The organism is Clostridioides sp. ZZV14-6150, assembly GCF_020657875.1.
Taxonomy (GTDB): Bacteria; Bacillota; Clostridia; order Peptostreptococcales; family Peptostreptococcaceae; genus Clostridioides.
Genome location: NZ_JAGWDA010000013.1, coordinates 89,310 through 109,495 on the forward strand (window position 1 = coordinate 89,310; position 20,186 = coordinate 109,495).

The following is a 20,186-nucleotide window of genomic DNA, read 5'->3' on the forward strand; positions in this document are numbered from 1 at the left end:
TAAGAGGATAAAAAAAGTACCTCAAAATGATTTTTAAAATCACAACTGAGATACTAAACCTTGTTTAATAATAATATATTTTTATTATTCTCAAATACTTTTTTATCATTAGTAAATAATATTTTTAAGATAGCTTTATGTTCAATTAATTTAATATTAAATTACTTTAATATTAAATTGCTTTAATGTTTAGTTATTTTATGTTTGATTACTTTATGTTTAATTGTTTTAATATTTAATTACTCTAATATTTAATTATTTTACAAGCAATTCTTATATTTAATATGAATTAATACAAAAAACTAAACAAAGTTCATAATCACTAAAAATTAATCTTCACTTAACACAGATGTAAGTTCAGGGTCATCCAAAAGATGTTCAAAATAGCTATGTGCTGAGATATACCCTATACCATACATTTTTCGTTTTAAATTTACAACCTTATATTCATAACACGCACTTTTGACCTTACTATAGTCATTAAAATTCATTGCTTTATAGATGGCTCTTTCATTTCTTGGTATGTACTTTACATATTTTGGTTTTATAAAATACAAGTCATCTTTTATCTTACGTTCACGTTTAAGCTTCTTTAAAACTTCCCCATTTTTTCTATGCATTATATGGTCATCGTACTTATAATGATGAGCTATATGAGTTACATCACCCTTAAATTTATTTTCAAAATCTAATATTGTCTTTTCCATTAACTTATAATGTGTCCCCTCTTTTTTGTCTATATCAGCAAGTATAATTATATTTTGTGGTTTTACTCCAAGCTCTTTTAATGCTGACTTAAATTCATTGTTCCTAAGCTCTTCTTTTTGCTTTCTGGTCAGATTTCTAAACTTTGTATTAGCCCTAAAAACGTTAACCCCAGAACCATCTGATACTAGTACCACATATACATTATCAACACCACACTGTTTTATAGCATCAATAATGGCACTTCCTCCCCATAGAACCTCATCATCTTGATGTTGAGGATAAAATACTGCTGCCGATTTAAATTTTCTACTATTACTTTCAGGAATAGGTATTTCAAGTTTTCCATTAAAATTCTTTGCAATTAAAAATATCATTAATAATATTAATATACTTATTCCTATGTGCTTCGTTTTATTTTCCATATTTAAAATTTTCTCCTTCTTATCAATTCAAATATCTTATAAACCTTTGTGGCAAATAGGTTGAAATATACAAATTATTTTACAATATTTTATTGTTTTATACAATCTTTGATACGAACTATAATAAAATAAAAAAGCTTTCTAACTGCAATGTTACAAACATTACAGCCAGAAAGCTTCTTAAATTCTTAAAATTTATTAAGCTTATTTTTAATATAAATATATCTATTTTTGATAAATTATACTTTAATTGCTATATAAATACGACTATTTTCATAGTCTACATTTCCTTTAAAATTTCAAGCAACTCTTCTTCACTATACATATATTTCTCATTACAGAACTGACATCCAACTTCTGCCTGTTTATCTTCTTCTATTATTTGAGCCAAAGATTTTTTACCTATTGCCACTAACGCAGTTTTTACTCTTTCCTTTGAACATTCACACTCAAATCCAATTTCACAAGTATCAAGTACTTTAGGCTCCAAACCATCTAAAACTCTATTTAATATATCTTCTGGTAAGTTTCCTTCCTTTAACATATTAGTTATTGAAGGTAATTTAGCTACATTTTCTTCTAATTTTGCGATAGTTTCTTCTTCTGCATCTGGCATTAATTGAACTATAAATCCTCCAGCAAACTCAACTTCATCCTCTTTTGTAAGAACACCTAAAGCTACCACTGATGGAGTTTGTTCTGACACTGCAAAGTAGTAAGTAAAGTCTTCTGCAATTTCTCCACTTACTAATGGATAAGTTCCATTGTATGGCTCTCTAAGACCTAAGTCTTTAATAACTTTTACAACACCTTCTGTCCCCACGGCTGCTGCAACATTCAACTTTCCATTTGGATAATCTTCAACTTCTACATGAGGATTTCCTACATAGCCTTTTACTATTCCCTTAGAATTTGCTGTTGCGATGATAGTTCCAATTGGTCCACCACCTTTTATTATTACAGTCAATTTATCACTGTCATTTTTCATCATCAATCCCATTATAGATGTTGCTGTTAATGTCCTGCCAAGTGCTGCTGTTGCTACTTTTGTAGTTTCATGTAATCTTCTAGCTTCTTCTACTGTATTTCTAGTAGTTGCAACAAATGCTCTAACTTGACCATTTCCTGATGTCGCTCTTAGTACATAATCTTTCATTTGTATTCCTCCACACTTTGTTAATCATACTATTTTTCTATATTATTACTTTTTTCTATATTACTACTTTAAATTACTTTAATTTTTAATACAGAAAACTTTGCCTCTTCTATTTTTACCAATAATATTTTATATCTCTATCAATAATATTTTATATTAATAACACTTCTTTTTGTACATAACAAGAATATCTTTATTTTTTACATACAAAGAATATCCTTTGACTTTCTTCATTAGGTTTTTCAAATGTAAAATCTCCATAAGATTTTATATCACTAAATCCAGATTCTTTAAGCATATCAACTATTTCATCCTCAGTATATGCCCTTTGTTGATGTACTTCTTCAAATCTTTCAAACTTTCCATCTTCATCTTTAATAAAAAATGTCAGTTCCATTTCAATCAAATTTTCTTCATCATCAAAGTAATTTTGCCACATATAAGCTATATCTTCTCTATTTTCTCCATACATATTATTTCCTAATATATTGGCTAATTTATAAAATGAACTTATATCAAATATAAAGATTCCATCTTTCTTTAATAATTCATACGTTTTTGAAAATACATTTTCTAAATCATCATCATAAGTTATATAATTAAATCCATCACAGGCACAAAGCACACAATCCAAATCGGATATATCAAAGTCCAGCTCTGATATGTCTTGTTGAAGTAAAACTAACTCTACGCCTTCTTTTTCTGCCTTTTCTCTTGCTACACTAAGCATTTCATCAGATATATCAATCCCAGCTATATCATAGCTCTTTTTAGTTAATGGAATTGTGAGATTACCTGTACCACATGCTAATTCCAATATATTTTTTACTTTTACACCTTCATTATCTATTATATCTTCTATATATTTAACCCATCCATCATAATCAACTTCATTCATAAGTTCATCATATACAAACGCAAAATCACTATATTGACTCATCCTTTTTATTCTGCCCCTCCACAATCTTTCTTAGCCTCTTTTTACGTGATGTAAGCATACCTCCGATTCTTCCAGCTTCTTTAGCTGTAAGCCCTGCCCATCCACGTTCTCCAACTTTGTCCATAAGACCTAGTTCTGAGGCTATCTCATATTTCATTATATCATCATTTGTCAATATTTTAGTATTCTTGCCATTAGTTATCTTCTTTTCTCTTTTCATATTTTCTTTCAAAAAAATCACCCCTTCTTATTTGTATTTTTGTCAATTAAAAGAAATTTATACAAATAAGTAAGGGGTATTTATCAATTCATATGTTTTCAAATTTAAGTATTTTAAATTTATGACTTTTTAAAATTATTCTTTCTAAGTATGTGTTATTTATAATTTTAATATATGTTATTTATAGTCTTATCATAATATGTTATTTACAATCTTATCAAAAAAATTGACCTTTTTATCCAAGCTATCTACAACTTATTCATTACAAAGCTTAACATATTTTAATCTATTGCTTTTTTATATTTTAATAATTTTGCATAGACATTTAGTGCATCCACACATATCTTTTCATCAAAGTTGAAGTTTATATTATGAAGTCCATTTACAAATCCTTTTTTCTCATTTCTTGAGCCCAACATAAAGAACAGCCCTGGAACTTCTTTTTGATAGTAAGAAAAATCTTCTGATATCATAAGTGGGTCTAATTCTATAGCCGTATCCTTTCCAACAGCTTCTACAAACTCTTTATACAAGTCTTTATCGTTTTTAACAGCTATATAATCATCCATAATATTTATATTTACCTTACAGTTATAAGACAATTCAAAGCCTCTAGCAAGTTCTTTAACTCTAAGTTTCATTCTCTCATACACTTCTGGACTAAAGCATCTAATAGTCCCTTCCATCTTTATATTTTCAGCTATTATATTTCTTCTAGCCCCTCCTTCAATTCTACCTATAGTCAACACTGCATTGTCTATTGGGCTTATATTTCTTGATACTATAGTTTGAAGTGAACTTATAAAGTTTGAAGCTATGACTATACCATCAATTCCATTTTGTGGCATAGCTCCATGTCCACTTTTAGACACTATTTCTATATCAATATCTCCTATTTGAGCCATGAAGTATCCTTCTCTTGTACCTACATAACCTTCTGGTAATTCTGGGTATATATGAAGCCCATATATCTCATCCACATTGTATTTTCTAAGCACACCTGCATCTATCAATGCTTTTGCTCCCCCTGGCCCTTCTTCTGCTGGTTGGAATATAAATACAACATTATCATTTAAATCTTCTTTATTATCATTTAAATACTCAATTAATCCAAGCAATATAGTAGCATGTCCATCATGACCACATAAGTGTTTTACACCTTCTTCACTACGAAGACCGTCTATATCAGCTCTGAAAGCTATATCTTTTCTTGGTCTTTTACCTTCTATCACACCTACTATTCCTGTTTCTAAGTAAACTTCATATTCAACTCCTATTTTATCAAGATAATCCCTTATATATTTTGAAGTCTTATACTCTTTTCTTCCAATTTCTGCAATAGGATTTAATGCATTCCTATGCTTATAAAGTTGTTCTTGTAAATACGATGCCTCTCTCATGTAATCTCCTCCAAATTATAATTTATTATAAAAATATTTCTATATCTCTTATAATTAAAATATTATATAACATACTTTCATATTTAAAAATAAAAAGCTAAATTGAATATAAAAATATTTTGCATTATTAAATAATTCACCATTAATAATAATTCCCCTGTTTCATAAATCAAAACAGGGGAATTATTATTAAAAAATTTTTAATTTTAGCAAGAGAAGAAGTGTTTAGCAAGTCCACCTTTTGCAGTTTCTTTGTATTTATCCATCATATCAATACCCGTTTCTTTCATTGTTTCAACGACTTGGTCCAAGGAGACAGAATGTGAGCCATCAGTTAATAATGCATACTTAGCTGCATCATAAGCTCTTTGAGCTGCCATTGCATTTCTTTCTATACATGGAATTTGAACATATCCATATACAGGGTCACAAGTCATTCCTAGATGATGTTCAAGCGCTATTTCTGCTGCATATTCAATATGGTCTATAGTACCACCCTTTAAATACGCTACTGCCGCTGCTGCCATCGAACAAGCTGCTCCAACCTCACCTTGACATCCTACTTCCGCACCAGATATTGATGCATTAGTTTTTATTATATTTCCGATTATTCCAGCCACAAGTAATGCTTCAATTATTTTTTCATCATCGTATTTATAGAAATCTTGCATTGCAAAGAATATTCCTGGTATTACTCCAGCAGAACCACAAGTTGGTGCTGTAACTATTATATTACCAGAAGCATTTTGCTCTGAAGCTGCCAGTGCATATGCATATACAAGTGTCGAAAAACTTTTATCTTCTTGATACGCTTTATAAAAATTATTTGCTCTTCTTTTTAATAATAATTTACCTGGTATTACTTCATCTGTGCTTAGTCCATCATCAATAGATTTTCTCATAGCATCTTTTATAGTTTTTATATAGTCTTTTATATCAGATGGTTCACATTCTAATACAAAATCAACTAAAGTTTTATTATTTTCCTTACACCACTTCACTATTTCATCCATAGTGTCTAGATGATATATACTATTGCTTTTACTGTTTCTTTGACCTTCTTCTGCTATAGTTCCTCCACCAACAGAATATACAGTCCATTCAGCTGTCACATTTCCATCTTTATCTAAAGCTTCAAACTTCATTCCATTTGGATGAAAATCTTTTATTATGTCTTCTTCCCAAACGATTTCAACTTTCTTTGGTGCTATAGTTTTTTCAATTATATAATCTGTTAAGTGACCTTTTCCTGTAGCAGCTAAACTACCATATAATATTGCTCTAAAACTTTCTGCATCTGGATTTTCATTTTTAAATCTTTCCGCTGCTCTTTGCGGCCCCATAGTATGAGAACTTGAAGGTCCACTTCCTATTTTAAAAAGTTCCTTTAAAGTATCCATATTATTCCTCCTAAATTTTCTATGTTAATGCTTATTATTTATTTTTACGCACATATTTATTATAACCTAAATATATTAATTATTAGTTATTAAATTCGCATAAAATTTATTTTTTATTTCCATTTTGGTATATTTTATTAAATTAATATGCATATTTTGAGAATAAAACATTTATTTAAAATTTTTTTAATATTAATATAATATAAATATCTTACTTTATACAGTTAAGATATTAACTATGCCTATTAAAATTAATTAATTTGTACTATAATTATTATTGTACTTAAAAAATTAAATTTAAATAAAAAAGGAGATTTGATTATATGTTATTTAAAGGTTCTGCTGTTGCTTTAGTTACTCCATTTACGGAGGATAACAATATCAACTTTGAAAAGTTAGGTGAATTAATCGAATACCATATTGAAAATGACACAGATGCATTAGTTGTTTGTGGAACAACAGGTGAAGCTACTACTATGAGTGAATCTGAGATTTTTGCTGTAATAAAATATACAGTTGAAAAAGTCAATAAGAGAATACCAGTTATAGCGGGTACTGGTTCAAACAATACTATGCTGTCTGTTCATATGAGCCAAGAAGCTGAAAAATTGGGAGTGGATGGTCTTTTAATCATAACTCCTTACTATAATAAGACTAATGAAAAAGGTCTTAAACTTCACTTTGAAACAATAGCAAAAAGCGTTAAATTACCAATTATTTTATATAATGTACCAGGAAGAACTAAGGTAAATATAAAGCCATCTGTTGTGGCTGAGCTTGCTAAAATAGATAATATAGTTGCTGTGAAAGAAGCTAGTGGAGATTTAGCTCAAGTTGCAGAAATAGCTAAATTAGTGCCTAAAGACTTCGCTATATACTCCGGTAATGATGATACTATATTACCTCTATTATCATTAGGTGGAAGTGGTGTTATCTCTGTACTTGCTAACATCTGTCCTAAAGAAACTCATGATTTAGTAACTAAATTCTTTGAAGGTGACATTGAAGGCTCTAAAAAATTACAACTTGATATGGATGCTTTAATTGCTGCCTTATTTATAGAAGTAAATCCAGTTCCAGTTAAAACTGCTATGAATATTTTAGGTTTTAATGTTGGAGATTTAAGACTTCCTTTAGCTGAAATGGAAGAAGCTAATCTTAATATCTTAAAACAAGAATTGACAAGTTTTGGATTTAAATTTTAGCAATATTTCTATAAATAAGTTGATTTTTTCTAAAATATGTATTATTATTAGAATAATCAAATTTTAATATCCTATTAACCTAGGGTAGAGGTAGCTGTAAATAAGAGTATCCAATAGGAGCTGGCAAGCGTTAATGATTGGAAAAAGGATTTATAGCCGAAGAAAATATTTCTCGCAATAATATTTTCTGGGATTACACATAAGATGTGTAATACTGTCACTTATTTGTGTAGGTGGTGAGCTACAAGGTTTACTTTGAGTGATAAACTAGACGTACAAAGTATACCTTTGTACGTTTTTTGTATATAATTAAAGTTGTTAATATAATATTAAAGTATTTAGATATATAAAAATATTAACATATCTTACTTGTATAACTAAAATCAAATAATGTTTTAATAATTAAAAATTGGGGTGAATTTAATATGAAAAAAGTAAATGTGGCAATAGTTGGTGCTACTGGAATGGTAGGTAGAACATTTTTAAAAGTATTAGAAGAAAGAAATTTTCCAATAGAAAATCTATTTTTATTCTCTTCTTCTAAATCTGCTGGTTCTAAAGTAATGTTTTGTGGTAAAGAATATATAGTAGAAGAATTAAAAGAAACTTCATTTACTGATAGAGGGATACAAATAGCATTATTCTCTGCTGGAGGAAGCATTAGTGAAAAATATGCTCCAATAGCTGCATCAAATGGAATCTTAGTAGTAGATAACTCTAGTCAATGGAGAATGAATCCAGATGTTCCTTTGGTTGTTCCTGAGGTAAATCCAGAAGCTATAAAAAAACATAAAGGTATAATAGCTAATCCAAACTGCTCTACTATACAAGCTATGGTTCCTCTTAAACCTCTTGATGACAAATACAAAATTAAGAGAGTTGTTTACTCTACTTATCAAGCTGTATCTGGTTCTGGTGTTAAAGGGGTTGAAGATTTAGAAAAAGGAATGACTGGTAATCCTACTGGATTCTATCCACATCAAATTTCTTATAACTGTCTTCCTCATATAGATTCATTTACTGAAAATGGATATACTAAGGAAGAAATGAAAATGGTAAACGAAACTATGAAAATACTTGATAACTACGACTTAAAAATAACTGCAACTACTGTAAGAGTTCCAGTAAAAAATGGTCATAGCGAATCTATAAACATTGAGTTTAATAATCCATTTGAATTAGAAGATTTAGTAAAAACACTTGAAGAAGCTCCAGGAGTTGTAGTAGTTGATAATCCTGCTAAAAATGAATATCCAACTGCTGTAGAATTTGATGATAGAGATGAAGTGTTTGTTGGAAGAATTAGAAGAGACTTTAGTGTTGATAATGGTGTAAACCTTTGGGTTGTTGCTGACAATATAAGAAAAGGTGCTGCAACTAATGCAATCCAAATAGCTGAAATGGCTATATCATATGATTTAGTATAGTATACAAATTTGTATAAATATATGATTTTGTAAAATATTAATAATAAGTAAAAATAAGCATTAGAAGTAACTGTAATATAAAACACAAAACTAAAAAAGAGGGGATTGATTTTTTATGATATTTAAAGGTTCTGCTGTTGCTCTAGTTACTCCATTTACAAAGGATAGCAAAGTTGATTTCGACAAATTAGGTGAATTAGTTGAGTACCAAATCGCTAACGGTACTGATGCTATAGTGGCTTGTGGTACTACTGGTGAAGCTAATACTATGACTGATGAAGAACAACTTGCTACTATTAAGTATGTTGTTGAAAAAGTTAATAAAAGAGTTCCTGTTATAGCAGGAAGTGGTTCTAATGATACTATGCACTCAGTTAATTTAAGTCAAGAAGCTGAAAAACTAGGAGTAGATGCTCTATTAATAATAACTCCTTATTACAATAAAGCCAATAAAGCTGGACTTAAACGTCATTTTGAAACAATCGCTAATAGTGTTAAACTTCCAATTATACTTTACAATGTACCTGGAAGAACTTGTGTTAATATAAGCCCTAGTCTTATAGTTGAACTTGCTAAGATAGATAATATAGTTGCTGTGAAAGAAGCTAGTGGGGACTTAGGACAAGTTGCAGAGATAGCTAGCTTAGTTCCAGATGACTTTGCTATCTACTCTGGTAATGATGATACTATACTTCCTTTATTGTCTTTAGGAGGTCAAGGAGTTATATCAGTACTTGCTAATGTTTGCCCTCAAGAAACACACGATTTAGTGGCTAAATTCTTTGAAGGCGATATAGAAGGTTCTAGAAAATTACAACTTGGTATGGATGCTCTAATCGCAGCTTTATTTATAGAGGTAAATCCTATACCAGTTAAGACTGCAATGAATTTATTAGGATTCAATGTTGGAGATTTAAGACTTCCTCTAGCAGAAATGGACCCAGTAAACTTAGAGGTATTAAAGAAAGAATTAGTTAACTTTGGACTAAAAGTTAATGCATAGTACAAATTAATGCATGATAAAAAACTAAGTTTGGTCAAAAGTTAGCCCTTAATCATAGGAGGAAATTATGTTAAAAGTTATAGCAACTGGTTATGATGGAAAAATGGGCAAGATTTTAGCCGATACTATAAGAGATGATAGTGAACTAGAATTAGTTTGTGTTGCAGCTAGAGGTATGGATAGCTGTGAAGGCAATCTTAAAATTTATGAAGATATGAATACTATAGTTGAAGAAGCTGATGTAGTTATAGATTTTTCTCATCACTCTAATCTAGATAATATTTTATCTTATGTTTTAAAAACTAAAACTCCTTTAGTAATTGCTACTACTGGATATAATGATGAAGAAATTAATAGAATACATGAAGCGGCTAAAGTTATTCCTGTATTCCAATCATATAATATGTCTCTTGGTGTAAATGTATTAGTGAAATTGGTTAAAGATGCAGCTAAATTATTAGAAGGATTCGATATAGAAATAATAGAAAAACATCACAACAGAAAAGTAGATGCCCCAAGTGGCACAGCTGTTATGATTGCTAACGCTATAAAAGAGGTTTTACCAAACGTTGAAAATAATTATGGTAGGTATGGGCGTAGTGCAAAAAGACAACCAAATGAGGTTGGTATCCATGCTATAAGAGGTGGAAATATTGTTGGTGAACATGATGCTCTATTTGCTGGAGATAACGAAGTCCTTACAATAAGTCATCAAGCTCAATCTCGTGGTATTTTTGCAAGTGGTTCTATAGCTGCTGCTAAATACTTAGTTAAACAAAAACCAGGATTTTATAACATGGATAGTATGTTAGGATAGTAAAAATCTATATCACAAATAAAAAATATACACAAGTAAAAGATATATGATATAATAAATAAATTTACTCAATATTATGCTAAAATAATAATGCTATTAAAAAATAAATAATAGTAAGTATATACTAAAGTTGATAAATTAGTATATATGAGTATATAATAAAAGAAATATAATGAGATACAAGGAGAATTAACAAATGGTAAATTTAAACGATGCTTATGAAATAGCAAGATATATAAAAGAAGTTAAAAAGAAAACACCTGTTAAAGTATATGTAAATACTAACTCTTTACATTTCCAATCAACTGATAAATTTAAAGTATTTGGAAACAATGGTTCTTATGTATTTGTAGGTGACTATGAAGATATAATGGAAGTATTAGATAAACATGGTAATGATATAATAGATACTCATGTAGAATATGATAGAAGAAATTCTGCTATCCCTCTAAAAAATACTTTAAGTGAACATGCAAGAATCGAACCAGGTGCAATAATAAGAGACATGGTTACTATAGAAAAAAATGCTGTTGTAATGATGGGAGCTGTTATAAATATAGGAGCTGTTGTTGGTGAAGGTTCTATGGTAGATATGAACGCTGTTATTGGTGCTAGAGGTACTCTTGGTAAAAATGTTCATTTAGGTGCTGGTGCTGTTGTTGCTGGTGTTTTAGAGCCACCTTCTGCTACTCCTGTTATAGTTGAAGATGATGTTTTAATAGGAGCTAATGCAGTTGTTCTTGAAGGTGTTAGAATCGGTAAAGGTGCTGTTGTTGCAGCTGGTGCTGTTGTAACTACTGACGTAGAAGCTGGTGCTGTTGTTGCTGGTTCTCCTGCTAAAGTTATAAAAATGAAAGACGAAAAAACGGCTGACAAGACTAAACTTATGGAAGACCTTAGAAATTTAGACTAATTAGAAATAACATTATTAATTAAAAGGGGCTGTCTCAAAATAGAGAGATAAGCCTCTTTTTCATTGTTGAAATGATGAAAATATATTTGATTTCATACAAAAAAGAGTGCCTCATGAACTAAAAAGTTCATTTTGAGACACCCTCCTCTTTTTATAGCCTTTTAATTTATCTTTGTTAAATACCCTTAATTTACTAGTTTACTTGCATGCAATTTAAATATCCTTAATTTATTGGTTTCCTTACAAACTAATTATAATATCCTTAATTTACTGATTTACATATATACAAGTTAAACACTCTTGATTTACTTACACAATAGTTAAATGCTCTTAATTGGTATTTACTTCTATACTAATAAATTGAACCACTGTTTACTACTGGTTGTGCATCTTTATTACCACAAAGAACAACCAATAAATTGCTTACCATAGCAGCTTTATGTTCCTCATCTAAAGTCACAACATTATTCTCACTTAAATTAGTTAATGCCATCTCTACCATACTTACAGCCCCTTCAACAATCTTTTTACGTGCTGCTATTATAGCTTCTGCTTGTTGACGTTGTAACATAGCTGCTGCAATCTCTGGTGCATAAGAAAGGTGAGTAATTCTTACTTCACATACTTCAATTCCTGCAATATCTACTCTAGATTGTAACTCTTTTTGTAATTTATCTGCTATTTCTTGACTACTACCACGAAGAGATTTTTCATCACCATCTTCAGACACATCATATGGGTAAAGTCTTGAAACATTACGAATAGTTGAATCACATTGAATTGATAAAAAAGTATTATAATTATCAACATTAAATACAGCTTTAGTTGCATCTATAACTTTCCAAATTACAACAACACCTATTATAATAGGATTTCCTAATAAATCATTAACTTTTTGTTTTTCATTATTAAGAGTCATTGTTTTTAAAGATACTTTCTTTCCTCTTGGATTAGAGGATATATCTACTTTTTCAGTAGATGAAGATTTTGATACATTAATTCCTGATGATGTTGGATTTACTGCTGAACAAAATGGATTTACCCAATAGTATCCTTCTTTTTTTATAGTTCCATAGTAGTTCCCAAATAAAACTAGAACAATAGCCTCTTTTGGATTAATCATTTTTAGTCCAAAACACAGTATAAAATCTATCACAATAAATAAAATACTTAAAACTAACATAAATGAACCTATTCCAGTGAATCCATTGTCAAGTTTTATTATTCCAAAAACCATAACACCTATCGAAACTACTAAAAATAAGATAATCATTATCAAAGCTACTACTCCATTAAATGCTTTAGCATCCTTTTCTTGATAAGTTTTTTCTTCCTTTAACATAGCCATCTCTCCCATCTTATTATATTAAGTTAAGATACTTCTAATTTAATAATATCACTTTTAATGCTCAAATTGTTGAGTTTAAAATTAATACTCTAGATTTATATATTTTTAAAGACACATCTTTAGTAATTTTAATATATTAGTATTGATTTTTAAGTAAATTTTATGATATATGAAATTATATTTAATACATATTAAATCTAAATACAATTTTTTTAATATCCAATAAATTATAAGTTTATTATCACTAATATTATTTTATATAAATTATATTAGTGATAAAATAAACCTATAGAAATATAACAAATTTTTATTAATTTCATAGGAGGATTTTATGTTAAAAGTTATAATTAGTGGTTATAATGGAACAATGGGAAGAGTGTTAGCAGAATGTGTAAAAAAAGATAGTGAATTAGAGTTAGTTTGTGGTGTAGCTAGGTCTGCTGATGAAAATGCTTATCATGGAGATACGAAGCTTTATAAAACAATGACTGATGTAACTGAAAAAGCTGATGTTATAATAGATTTCTCACATCATGAAACTTTAGACCCAATCTTGTCATATGCACTAAAAAACAATACACCTGTAGTATTAGCTACTACTGGATATGATGAGGATGAATTAAATAAAATAGAAAAAGCATCAAAAAATATTCCTATATTATTATCCTCAAATACATCTCTAGGTGTAAATATTTTAATAAAATTAGTTAAAGATGCATCAAAAATGTTAGAAGGTTTTGATATAGAAATCATAGAAAAGCATCATAATAGAAAAGAAGATGCTCCTAGTGGTACTGCTACTATGATAGCCAATGCAATTAAAGAGGTCTTACCTGAAAGTGAAAATAAATATGGAAGATATGGTAGAGATTGCAAAAGAAAAGCAAATGAAATTGGAATCCATTCTATAAGAGGTGGAAATATAATCAGTGACCATGATGTTATATTTGCAGGAGATAATGAAGTTCTTACATTAAGTCACCATTCTCAATCTGATGAAGTCTTTGCAGATGGTTCTATTGTTGCAGCTAAATTTTTAGTTGGTAGAAAGTCTGGGCTTTATAAAATGTCAGATATATTAGGATAGTTTTTATACATAATGAATCTCAATCTACTTAGATATTCAGATTTATCAATTTGAATATCTAATAGATTGAGATTTTATTTATCTTTTTTCTTCACCTATAAAACTAATTATTGTATTCTATAGACTGAAACAAATCCAAATGGTGAAGTTCCTGTTGTGCCTGAATTAAATGTAAAACTTAAAGTAACAGCTGCTGCTCTAGCATCAACTAAAAAATCCAATCCTACACTTACATCTGATGAAGTAAGAGTATTTACTGCTTTTGCAATAAAATTATTTTGAGCTGCGCCATTAAAATTAGTAGTAATTGCCATAAATCCTGCAAGTGAAAGTGTAGCACGTATACCAAAGGATACATTATATATACCTCCAACTGCAAGGTTTATAGTGCTACTTGTTGGTAAAGTTATATTTGTTCCATTTATAAATGATGAGTTAAACGTCACTAGTGAGTTATTTGTTAAACTTGGAGATGAAACTATAAATTGTGCATTGTTCGATGCCAATACTCCAGTTGCTCCTGTATTTCCTGTTGGACCTGTTGCTCCATTGGCTCCAGTTGCTCCTGTATTCCCTGTTGGACCTGTTGCTCCATTGGCTCCAGTTGCTCCTGTTGGACCTATTGAACCTGCTGCTCCTGTTGGACCTGTCGCTCCTACTGCCCCTGTTGGACCTACTGCTCCACCTACTCCAGTTGCCCCTGTTGCCCCTGTTGCTCCAGCTACTCCATCTGCTCCTGTTGGGCCTGTTGCTCCCACTGCTCCTGTTGCTCCTGTCTGTCCTGTCGCTCCTGTCGCTCCTGTTGGGCCTACTGCTCCATCTGCTCCTGTTGCTCCTGTATTTCCTGTTGGACCTACCTCTCCATCTGCTCCTGTTGGACCTGTTGCTCCTACTGCTCCTGTTGGACCTACTGCTCCATCTGCTCCTGTTGCTCCTGTATTTCCTGTTGGACCTACTGCTCCATCTGCTCCTGTTGCTCCTGTATTTCCTGTTGAACCTACTGCTCCATCTGCTCCTGTTGGGCCTGTTACTCCATCTGCTCCTGTTGGGCCTACCTCTCCATCTGGACCTGTTGCTCCTACTGCTCCTGTTGGACCTGCCTCTCCATCTGCTCCTGTTGGACCTGTTGCCCCTATTGCCCCTGTTGCTCCTGTTACTCCATCTGCTCCTGTTGCTCCTGTATTTCCTGTTGGGCCTGTTACTCCTGTTGCTCCATCTGCTCCTGTTGCTCCTGTTACTCCATTGGCTCCTGTTGCTCCTGTATTTCCTGTTGGACCTGTTATTCCATTTGCCCCTGTTGCTCCTGTTGCTCCTGTTACCCCTGTTGGGCCCGTTATTCCATTTGCCCCTGTTGCTCCTGTTGCTCCTGTTATTCCTGTTGTCCCTGTCGCTCCGGTTGCTCCTGCTGGACCAGTTGCTCCTGTTACTCCATTTGCTCCGGTTGCTCCTTTGTTCCCTGTTGGACCTGTTATTCCATTGGCTCCTGTTGCTCCTGTATTTCCTGTTGGACCTGTTATTCCATTGGCTCCTGTTGCCCCTGTTGCCCCTCTAGGCCCTGTTTCTCCAGTTGCTCCATTTGCTCCTGTTGCTCCTGTATTTCCTGTTGGACCTGTTATTCCGTTTGCTCCTGTTGCTCCTGTGTTTCCTGTTGGACCTGTTATTCCATTGGCTCCTGTTGCCCCTGTTGCTCCTTTAGGACCTGTCGGACCTATTGGTCCTACATCTTGATATAAACTTGGACCTGAATTATCTTTGTAATCATCCATATAATAAATTCTCCCTATTTTAAAATTAGAGCAATATTAGACAAGTATCTAATATTGCTCTATATAATTATATGAATAGACAATTTATTATGTGATAATACATCTATTTACTTATATCAACATCTATACCTTGTTTTTTAAATTCTGTTATATTATTAATTTCTTTACTCCAATCTTCTATTATTGGAGTTATTTTTAGTTTTTTAACATCTTTCTTAATTTCATACTCTAAAGAAGATTCAATATAATTACCTTTAGAGTAACTTAAGTCATAACCTCCTGCACCACTAAGTAATTCTAAATCTTTTCCTCTTCCATCTTTAAGTGCAAACTCAAGTATCTTTGGTATATCATCACCTTTATTGAAATTATATTTGTTAGTTTTAAATCCGTAAATCACTCTGATTTTGGTAGGAGAAACCCTTACTTCTTTTAATACTAAATCAACATCAATATTTTTATTTTTTAATTTTACATTTTTATCTACATTATAAATTTTTGTATCTTTAACTATATTTGAACCATTTATACTTGTATTAAATTCCCATTGTCCACTAAGATATCCATTTAGGTGTTCACCCTCTACTCCTCCCATATTTCCTACCTCTATCTCTTTTGATGTTTTTATATCCTTATTTAACTCATATTCAACTTTATTTATACTTATATTTATATCATAGTCTTTATTTAAATCCACATTTTTTAGTAAATCAAAATTTTCGACATCCCCTTTTCCATCTCCATCTTTATCTAGATTATCAAGCTTACAAGTCATAACCATATTAGTAGTACCATCTTTATTTTTTTCTGATGTAGAAGGCCCTGTTATTGAAACAAAGCTCATATCTCCAACCTTTATTTTGATATCATCAATTCCTAAGAATCCTCCTTGTTTCTTTAATCCCAAAGCATCTTTATCAAGTTTGCTATCATCAACACTTATATTTAAAAATAATTCTCCATCACCAAGCATAATCTCATTTAACTTTATATCTATTCCTTTATCTGTAGCAACATCATCTACAATATTTTTATAAGGTTTAAGTTCTTCAGTATCCTTATTAAAGAAATATTCTATCTGCTTTCCAAGATGTTGCATATATGCCAAGGTAGTTTCATTAGTAAATGCAGTTGAACCTAAAATAACTACTGATAATCCTCCTACTAAAGCATATCTCTTAAAATTATTCTTTTTACTATATTGAATCTTAGATTTCATTCTCTTCTTCATTTCATCCTTTTCTTCATTACTTAATACAATATCATCGTATTTTTCTATATCTATATTTGTTTCATTAAATAAATCAAATTTATCTTTCATAAAAACTCTCCTTTTATTCTATATTTTCTATATTTAAATCCTTAATTATCTTATCTATTATCTCTAAGCTTTCTTTTTATTTAAATGCAGTCTCAACTTCTTTCTTCCTCTTGATAATCTATTATGTAAGTTTTCAACAGTGGTTTCATTTTGTATAGCTATATCCTTTAGTGATATATCTTCTAAATAATACCTTCTAAAAATTTCTGCATCTTTATCATTTAATGTGCTTATAAGGTCATTTATTTCCTCTTCAATTTCTCTCATATCCAACTCTTTATCTATATATGGTATTTCTTCATGTTCTATATTTAAATAAGTATTACTATTTATATACTTTTTCCTATAATTAATTGCTCTGTATTTAGAAATAGAACCTATCCAGTTTTTAAAAGAGTTTTTTTCATTATCAAATTTTTCTATGTTATTCCAGATTGACAAAAGCACATCATCAACACATTCTTCCTCATAAATTCTAGCATCCATAAGAGTCCTTCTAACTATAGATGCTATAAAATTCCCATACTCATCTATAAGCATTTCCATACCCTTTTCTTTTTTCTTTATTATGTTTTTAATTATCAATTTATCCTCCAAGTTAATTCCTCCTTTGTAAAAGCTTCTACAACTACTAATACAATTAAAAATCGTATTTCCTATCAAATTTTAAAAATTTTTTTATATTTCTAAACACAGAATCAAAGCTTGGATAAAACTATCAAAACAATTTTACTATGTTGAACTTATAGCTTGATACGAATACAAGATAACTCCAAATCAAACCCCAAAATAAAAAGATACCTCAATATAATTTATCAAAATTATATTGAGGTATCTATAAAATTAAAAAATTGCTTATCTATCTTCATCAGTTACATTAAATATATAAGGAACATTTCTATAGTAATCTTCAAAGTCAAATCCATATCCTACTACGAATTTGTCTTCTATCTCAAACCCACAATAATCTGGTACTAAATCAATCTTTCTTCTGCTTGGCTTGTCTAAAAGTACACAACATTTTAAACTAGCAGGATTCTTAGCTTTTAGATGCTTTAAAACAAAATCCATAGTCAATGCAGAGTCAGTAATATCATCTACAACCAATACATCATATCCTTTTATATCAGTACTTACATCTGAAACAACTTTAACCGTTCCAGTACTCTCTTCACTGTTTCCATAACTAGAAGTAGTCATAAAGTTAACTCTAAGAGGTAAATTTATATTTCTAACTAAATCTGCACAGAATATAAAACTTCCTTTTAATAGAGACACAATCATAAGATTTTTATCTTTGTAGTCCTTCTCTATAATCGCTCCTAATTCTTTTAATTTATCATTAATTTTTTCTTCTGAATACAATACTTCCCATTTTTTTGTTTCTATATCCATAAAAAGACCTCCAATTGTAATAATCCTTCTTAATTTTATAAGAGATTGCTCACTTTTTCAATACTCTTATTCAATATTAGCCAATATTATTGAGTTTTTAAGCATATTCAACAATTATTAACAAGATATTATCTATTTTAAGTAAATCATATATCCCTACTAAATCATATACTATATATTTTAGACAAAAAAGAAAAAACTTGCACTAGCAAGTTTTTCCCATTTATATATAATCATAATTTATTAGAGGGTACTAATTAAATTTATTTATATCACCTTCACTATATATTGCAATATAAGAAATATTGTAATATATTAATCAACTTTATTCATATCATTCATTACATTTAATATTATCTCATCTGTTATAGACATACCTTTATCACTTACTCTTCCTAAGTTTTGTATACTTTGCTCAACACTTGAACCAACTATACCATTTAATGGTGGTACAAAACAGTCTTGCTTAGCTATTATAGCACTTTGTATTGCAGCAGATGCAGCAGATGATAATTTTAATGCACAGCCAGCTTTTGCTCCATCACATATCATTCCACTTAAGTCAGCTATCATATTTTCTATTGCACCTTCTATTTGTTTTTCGCTTCCATCCATAAGCCAAGATATACCAGCAGTTGCTCCAGTAGATGCTGCAACTCCACATCCACATACAGCAGATAATCTACCTGTATAATTCTTAATATAACCAGTTACTAAATGAGATATAGCCAAAGCTTTTGCTAGTCTTTCATCAGATTGTGGGAATTTTTTATTGTAAGCAACTATTGGAAGAATTGCTGTTAATCCATGATTTCCACTACCATTTGAACTCATAACAGGCATTTTTACTCCTGCCATTCTTGCATCTGAAGCTCCAGCAGTTAACATCATTGCATAGTTTATAACATCATTACCTAAAAGACCTTCTTCCATAGACTTTTTAATTCCGTATCCAACACCAATTCCAGTCTTTTGTTTCAATCCATATTCAGCCATTTCTTCATTCATTTTTACTCCATCTAGTAAAAACTCTATATCTTTAAAATCAATACCTTCTACATTCTTTATTAATTCTTGTATAGTTACAGTATCCATCAAGCTCTCAACTTTTTCTGCTGAAGCATTTGAAACTGATACTTTTGGTTCATTATCCAATAATACTTCTCCATCTTTTTCTAAGAATGTAAAGTTATCATGTTTAGTTCTTATTCTAACTTTAGCATTATGATTTGCTCCTTTTAATGCAACTTCTATAAAAACTTTCTCTTTCGTATCAGCAGGTGTTATTGATAAAGGAGTATTATCCATATAATCTTCTGCTATTTTAACTTCTTCCTTTGTTAAAGTTTCTAATACACTTAATCCGTTTTCAGAATGTCCTCCTATTATCCCTAGAGCTGCTGCTATTTTTAATCCTAATCTTTCAGTTCCTGGTATACCTACACACATACCATTTTTATAGATACTAGGGCTAACTAACATATGATTTTCTACTATTTCTTCTCCTAGTAATTCTTTTGCCTTTGCACATGCTAGAGCTAAAGCTACTGGTTCAGTACATCCTACTGCTGGTTTAACCTCTGCTTTTAACATTTCCACTAATTCTTTTCTTATATCTCTCATTATATATAAACCTCCCAATTAAGTTTAATTTTAGT

18 protein-coding genes and 1 riboswitch are annotated in these 20,186 nt (G+C 30.4%); of the genes, 6 read left to right on the forward strand and 12 right to left on the reverse strand.

Going from position 1 to position 20,186, the window contains the following annotated elements:
* Positions 1-329: 329 nt before the first annotated feature.
* The 6 genes from KGF41_RS15060 to KGF41_RS15085 form a co-directional block, all read right to left on the reverse strand.
* Positions 330-1,130, reverse strand: coding sequence for a PIG-L family deacetylase (locus KGF41_RS15060; RefSeq protein ID WP_227856932.1), 801 nt, complete (start codon positions 1,128-1,130; stop codon positions 330-332).
* A gap of 280 nt (positions 1,131-1,410) precedes the next feature.
* Complete coding sequence (hslO, locus tag KGF41_RS15065) at positions 1,411-2,286, reverse strand: Hsp33 family molecular chaperone HslO (RefSeq protein ID WP_227842408.1); 876 nt, start codon at positions 2,284-2,286, stop codon at positions 1,411-1,413.
* Positions 2,287-2,479: 193 nt separating this feature from the next.
* The gene (locus KGF41_RS15070) at positions 2,480-3,226 is read right to left on the reverse strand and encodes a class I SAM-dependent methyltransferase (protein WP_227828339.1); all 747 of its coding nucleotides are present in this window, start codon (positions 3,224-3,226) and stop codon (positions 2,480-2,482) included.
* Positions 3,213-3,446, reverse strand: coding sequence for a small, acid-soluble spore protein, alpha/beta type (locus tag KGF41_RS15075; RefSeq protein ID WP_227433989.1), 234 nt, complete (start codon positions 3,444-3,446; stop codon positions 3,213-3,215). The genes KGF41_RS15070 and KGF41_RS15075 overlap by 14 nt, the downstream gene beginning before the upstream one ends.
* Before the next feature lie 281 nt (positions 3,447-3,727).
* The gene (locus KGF41_RS15080; RefSeq protein ID WP_227828338.1) at positions 3,728-4,846 is read right to left on the reverse strand and encodes an N-acetyldiaminopimelate deacetylase; all 1,119 of its coding nucleotides are present in this window, start codon (positions 4,844-4,846) and stop codon (positions 3,728-3,730) included.
* A gap of 206 nt (positions 4,847-5,052) precedes the next feature.
* Positions 5,053-6,246 carry an L-serine ammonia-lyase gene (locus KGF41_RS15085; protein WP_227433727.1) on the reverse strand — a complete coding sequence of 398 codons (1,194 nt, stop codon included), beginning with the start codon at positions 6,244-6,246 and terminating at the stop codon, positions 5,053-5,055.
* Between the two features lie 323 nt (positions 6,247-6,569).
* Between KGF41_RS15085 and dapA (KGF41_RS15090) the strand changes: the two genes are divergently transcribed.
* From dapA (KGF41_RS15090) to dapD, 5 genes are all read left to right on the forward strand, one after another.
* The gene (dapA, locus tag KGF41_RS15090) at positions 6,570-7,451 is read left to right on the forward strand and encodes a 4-hydroxy-tetrahydrodipicolinate synthase (RefSeq protein ID WP_227856933.1); all 882 of its coding nucleotides are present in this window, start codon (positions 6,570-6,572) and stop codon (positions 7,449-7,451) included.
* Positions 7,452-7,528: 77 nt separating this feature from the next.
* A riboswitch (Lysine riboswitch) is annotated at positions 7,529-7,703 on the forward strand.
* Between the two features lie 173 nt (positions 7,704-7,876).
* Positions 7,877-8,878, forward strand: a complete 1,002-nt coding sequence (locus KGF41_RS15095; protein ID WP_227433725.1) for an aspartate-semialdehyde dehydrogenase — start codon at positions 7,877-7,879, stop codon at positions 8,876-8,878.
* A 115-nt stretch (positions 8,879-8,993) separates the two neighbouring features.
* Positions 8,994-9,881: a 4-hydroxy-tetrahydrodipicolinate synthase gene (gene dapA / locus KGF41_RS15100; protein ID WP_227828336.1), complete on the forward strand. Its 888-nt coding sequence runs from the start codon at positions 8,994-8,996 to the stop codon at positions 9,879-9,881.
* Between the two features lie 67 nt (positions 9,882-9,948).
* Positions 9,949-10,698: a 4-hydroxy-tetrahydrodipicolinate reductase gene (gene dapB, locus KGF41_RS15105; RefSeq protein ID WP_227433723.1), complete on the forward strand. Its 750-nt coding sequence runs from the start codon at positions 9,949-9,951 to the stop codon at positions 10,696-10,698.
* A 196-nt stretch (positions 10,699-10,894) separates the two neighbouring features.
* Positions 10,895-11,611: a 2,3,4,5-tetrahydropyridine-2,6-dicarboxylate N-acetyltransferase gene (gene dapD / locus KGF41_RS15110; protein WP_227828335.1), complete on the forward strand. Its 717-nt coding sequence runs from the start codon at positions 10,895-10,897 to the stop codon at positions 11,609-11,611.
* 352 nt (positions 11,612-11,963) lie between these two features.
* Here dapD and KGF41_RS15115 read toward each other — a convergent pair whose 3' ends face one another.
* On the reverse strand, positions 11,964-12,953 hold the full coding sequence (locus KGF41_RS15115; protein WP_227824473.1) for an SPFH domain-containing protein: 990 nt from the start codon (positions 12,951-12,953) through the stop codon (positions 11,964-11,966).
* Between the two features lie 337 nt (positions 12,954-13,290).
* On the opposite strand from KGF41_RS15115, the gene dapB (KGF41_RS15120) reads away from it, so the two are divergent.
* Positions 13,291-14,046 (forward strand): 4-hydroxy-tetrahydrodipicolinate reductase, encoded by a 756-nt coding sequence (gene dapB / locus KGF41_RS15120; RefSeq protein ID WP_227839741.1) that lies wholly within the window; start codon positions 13,291-13,293, stop codon positions 14,044-14,046.
* A gap of 107 nt (positions 14,047-14,153) precedes the next feature.
* Here dapB (KGF41_RS15120) and KGF41_RS15125 read toward each other — a convergent pair whose 3' ends face one another.
* The 5 genes from KGF41_RS15125 to KGF41_RS15145 form a co-directional block, all read right to left on the reverse strand.
* Positions 14,154-15,812 (reverse strand): exosporium protein, encoded by a 1,659-nt coding sequence (locus KGF41_RS15125; protein WP_227856934.1) that lies wholly within the window; start codon positions 15,810-15,812, stop codon positions 14,154-14,156.
* Positions 15,813-15,915: 103 nt separating this feature from the next.
* Entirely contained in the window at positions 15,916-17,133 is a 1,218-nt protein-coding gene (locus tag KGF41_RS15130) for a DUF4179 domain-containing protein (RefSeq protein WP_227842418.1), read from the reverse strand.
* Between the two features lie 63 nt (positions 17,134-17,196).
* Complete coding sequence (locus KGF41_RS15135; protein ID WP_227842419.1) at positions 17,197-17,730, reverse strand: sigma-70 family RNA polymerase sigma factor; 534 nt, start codon at positions 17,728-17,730, stop codon at positions 17,197-17,199.
* 258 nt (positions 17,731-17,988) lie between these two features.
* Positions 17,989-18,528, reverse strand: coding sequence for a hypoxanthine phosphoribosyltransferase (gene hpt / locus KGF41_RS15140; protein ID WP_227842420.1), 540 nt, complete (start codon positions 18,526-18,528; stop codon positions 17,989-17,991).
* A gap of 315 nt (positions 18,529-18,843) precedes the next feature.
* Positions 18,844-20,151, reverse strand: coding sequence for a serine dehydratase subunit alpha family protein (locus KGF41_RS15145; RefSeq protein WP_227828329.1), 1,308 nt, complete (start codon positions 20,149-20,151; stop codon positions 18,844-18,846).
* Positions 20,152-20,186: the final 35 nt, after the last annotated feature.

Bases quoted from the DNA above. Each gene is read 5' to 3' on its own strand.
- KGF41_RS15060 (WP_227856932.1), bottom strand. From the start codon at position 1,130: ATGGAAAATAAAACGAAGCACATAGGAATAAGTATATTAATATTATTA.
- hslO (WP_227842408.1), bottom strand. From the start codon at position 2,286: ATGAAAGATTATGTACTAAGAGCGACATCAGGAAATGGTCAAGTTAGA.
- KGF41_RS15070 (WP_227828339.1), bottom strand. From the start codon at position 3,226: ATGAGTCAATATAGTGATTTTGCGTTTGTATATGATGAACTTATGAAT.
- KGF41_RS15075 (WP_227433989.1), bottom strand. From the start codon at position 3,446: ATGAAAAGAGAAAAGAAGATAACTAATGGCAAGAATACTAAAATATTG.
- KGF41_RS15080 (WP_227828338.1), bottom strand. From the start codon at position 4,846: ATGAGAGAGGCATCGTATTTACAAGAACAACTTTATAAGCATAGGAAT.
- KGF41_RS15085 (WP_227433727.1), bottom strand. From the start codon at position 6,246: ATGGATACTTTAAAGGAACTTTTTAAAATAGGAAGTGGACCTTCAAGT.
- dapA (WP_227856933.1), top strand. From the start codon at position 6,570: ATGTTATTTAAAGGTTCTGCTGTTGCTTTAGTTACTCCATTTACGGAG.
- KGF41_RS15095 (WP_227433725.1), top strand. From the start codon at position 7,877: ATGAAAAAAGTAAATGTGGCAATAGTTGGTGCTACTGGAATGGTAGGT.
- dapA (WP_227828336.1), top strand. From the start codon at position 8,994: ATGATATTTAAAGGTTCTGCTGTTGCTCTAGTTACTCCATTTACAAAG.
- dapB (WP_227433723.1), top strand. From the start codon at position 9,949: ATGTTAAAAGTTATAGCAACTGGTTATGATGGAAAAATGGGCAAGATT.
- dapD (WP_227828335.1), top strand. From the start codon at position 10,895: ATGGTAAATTTAAACGATGCTTATGAAATAGCAAGATATATAAAAGAA.
- KGF41_RS15115 (WP_227824473.1), bottom strand. From the start codon at position 12,953: ATGTTAAAGGAAGAAAAAACTTATCAAGAAAAGGATGCTAAAGCATTT.
- dapB (WP_227839741.1), top strand. From the start codon at position 13,291: ATGTTAAAAGTTATAATTAGTGGTTATAATGGAACAATGGGAAGAGTG.
- KGF41_RS15125 (WP_227856934.1), bottom strand. From the start codon at position 15,812: ATGGATGATTACAAAGATAATTCAGGTCCAAGTTTATATCAAGATGTA.
- KGF41_RS15130 (WP_227842418.1), bottom strand. From the start codon at position 17,133: ATGAAAGATAAATTTGATTTATTTAATGAAACAAATATAGATATAGAA.
- hpt (WP_227842420.1), bottom strand. From the start codon at position 18,528: ATGGATATAGAAACAAAAAAATGGGAAGTATTGTATTCAGAAGAAAAA.
- KGF41_RS15145 (WP_227828329.1), bottom strand. From the start codon at position 20,151: ATGAGAGATATAAGAAAAGAATTAGTGGAAATGTTAAAAGCAGAGGTT.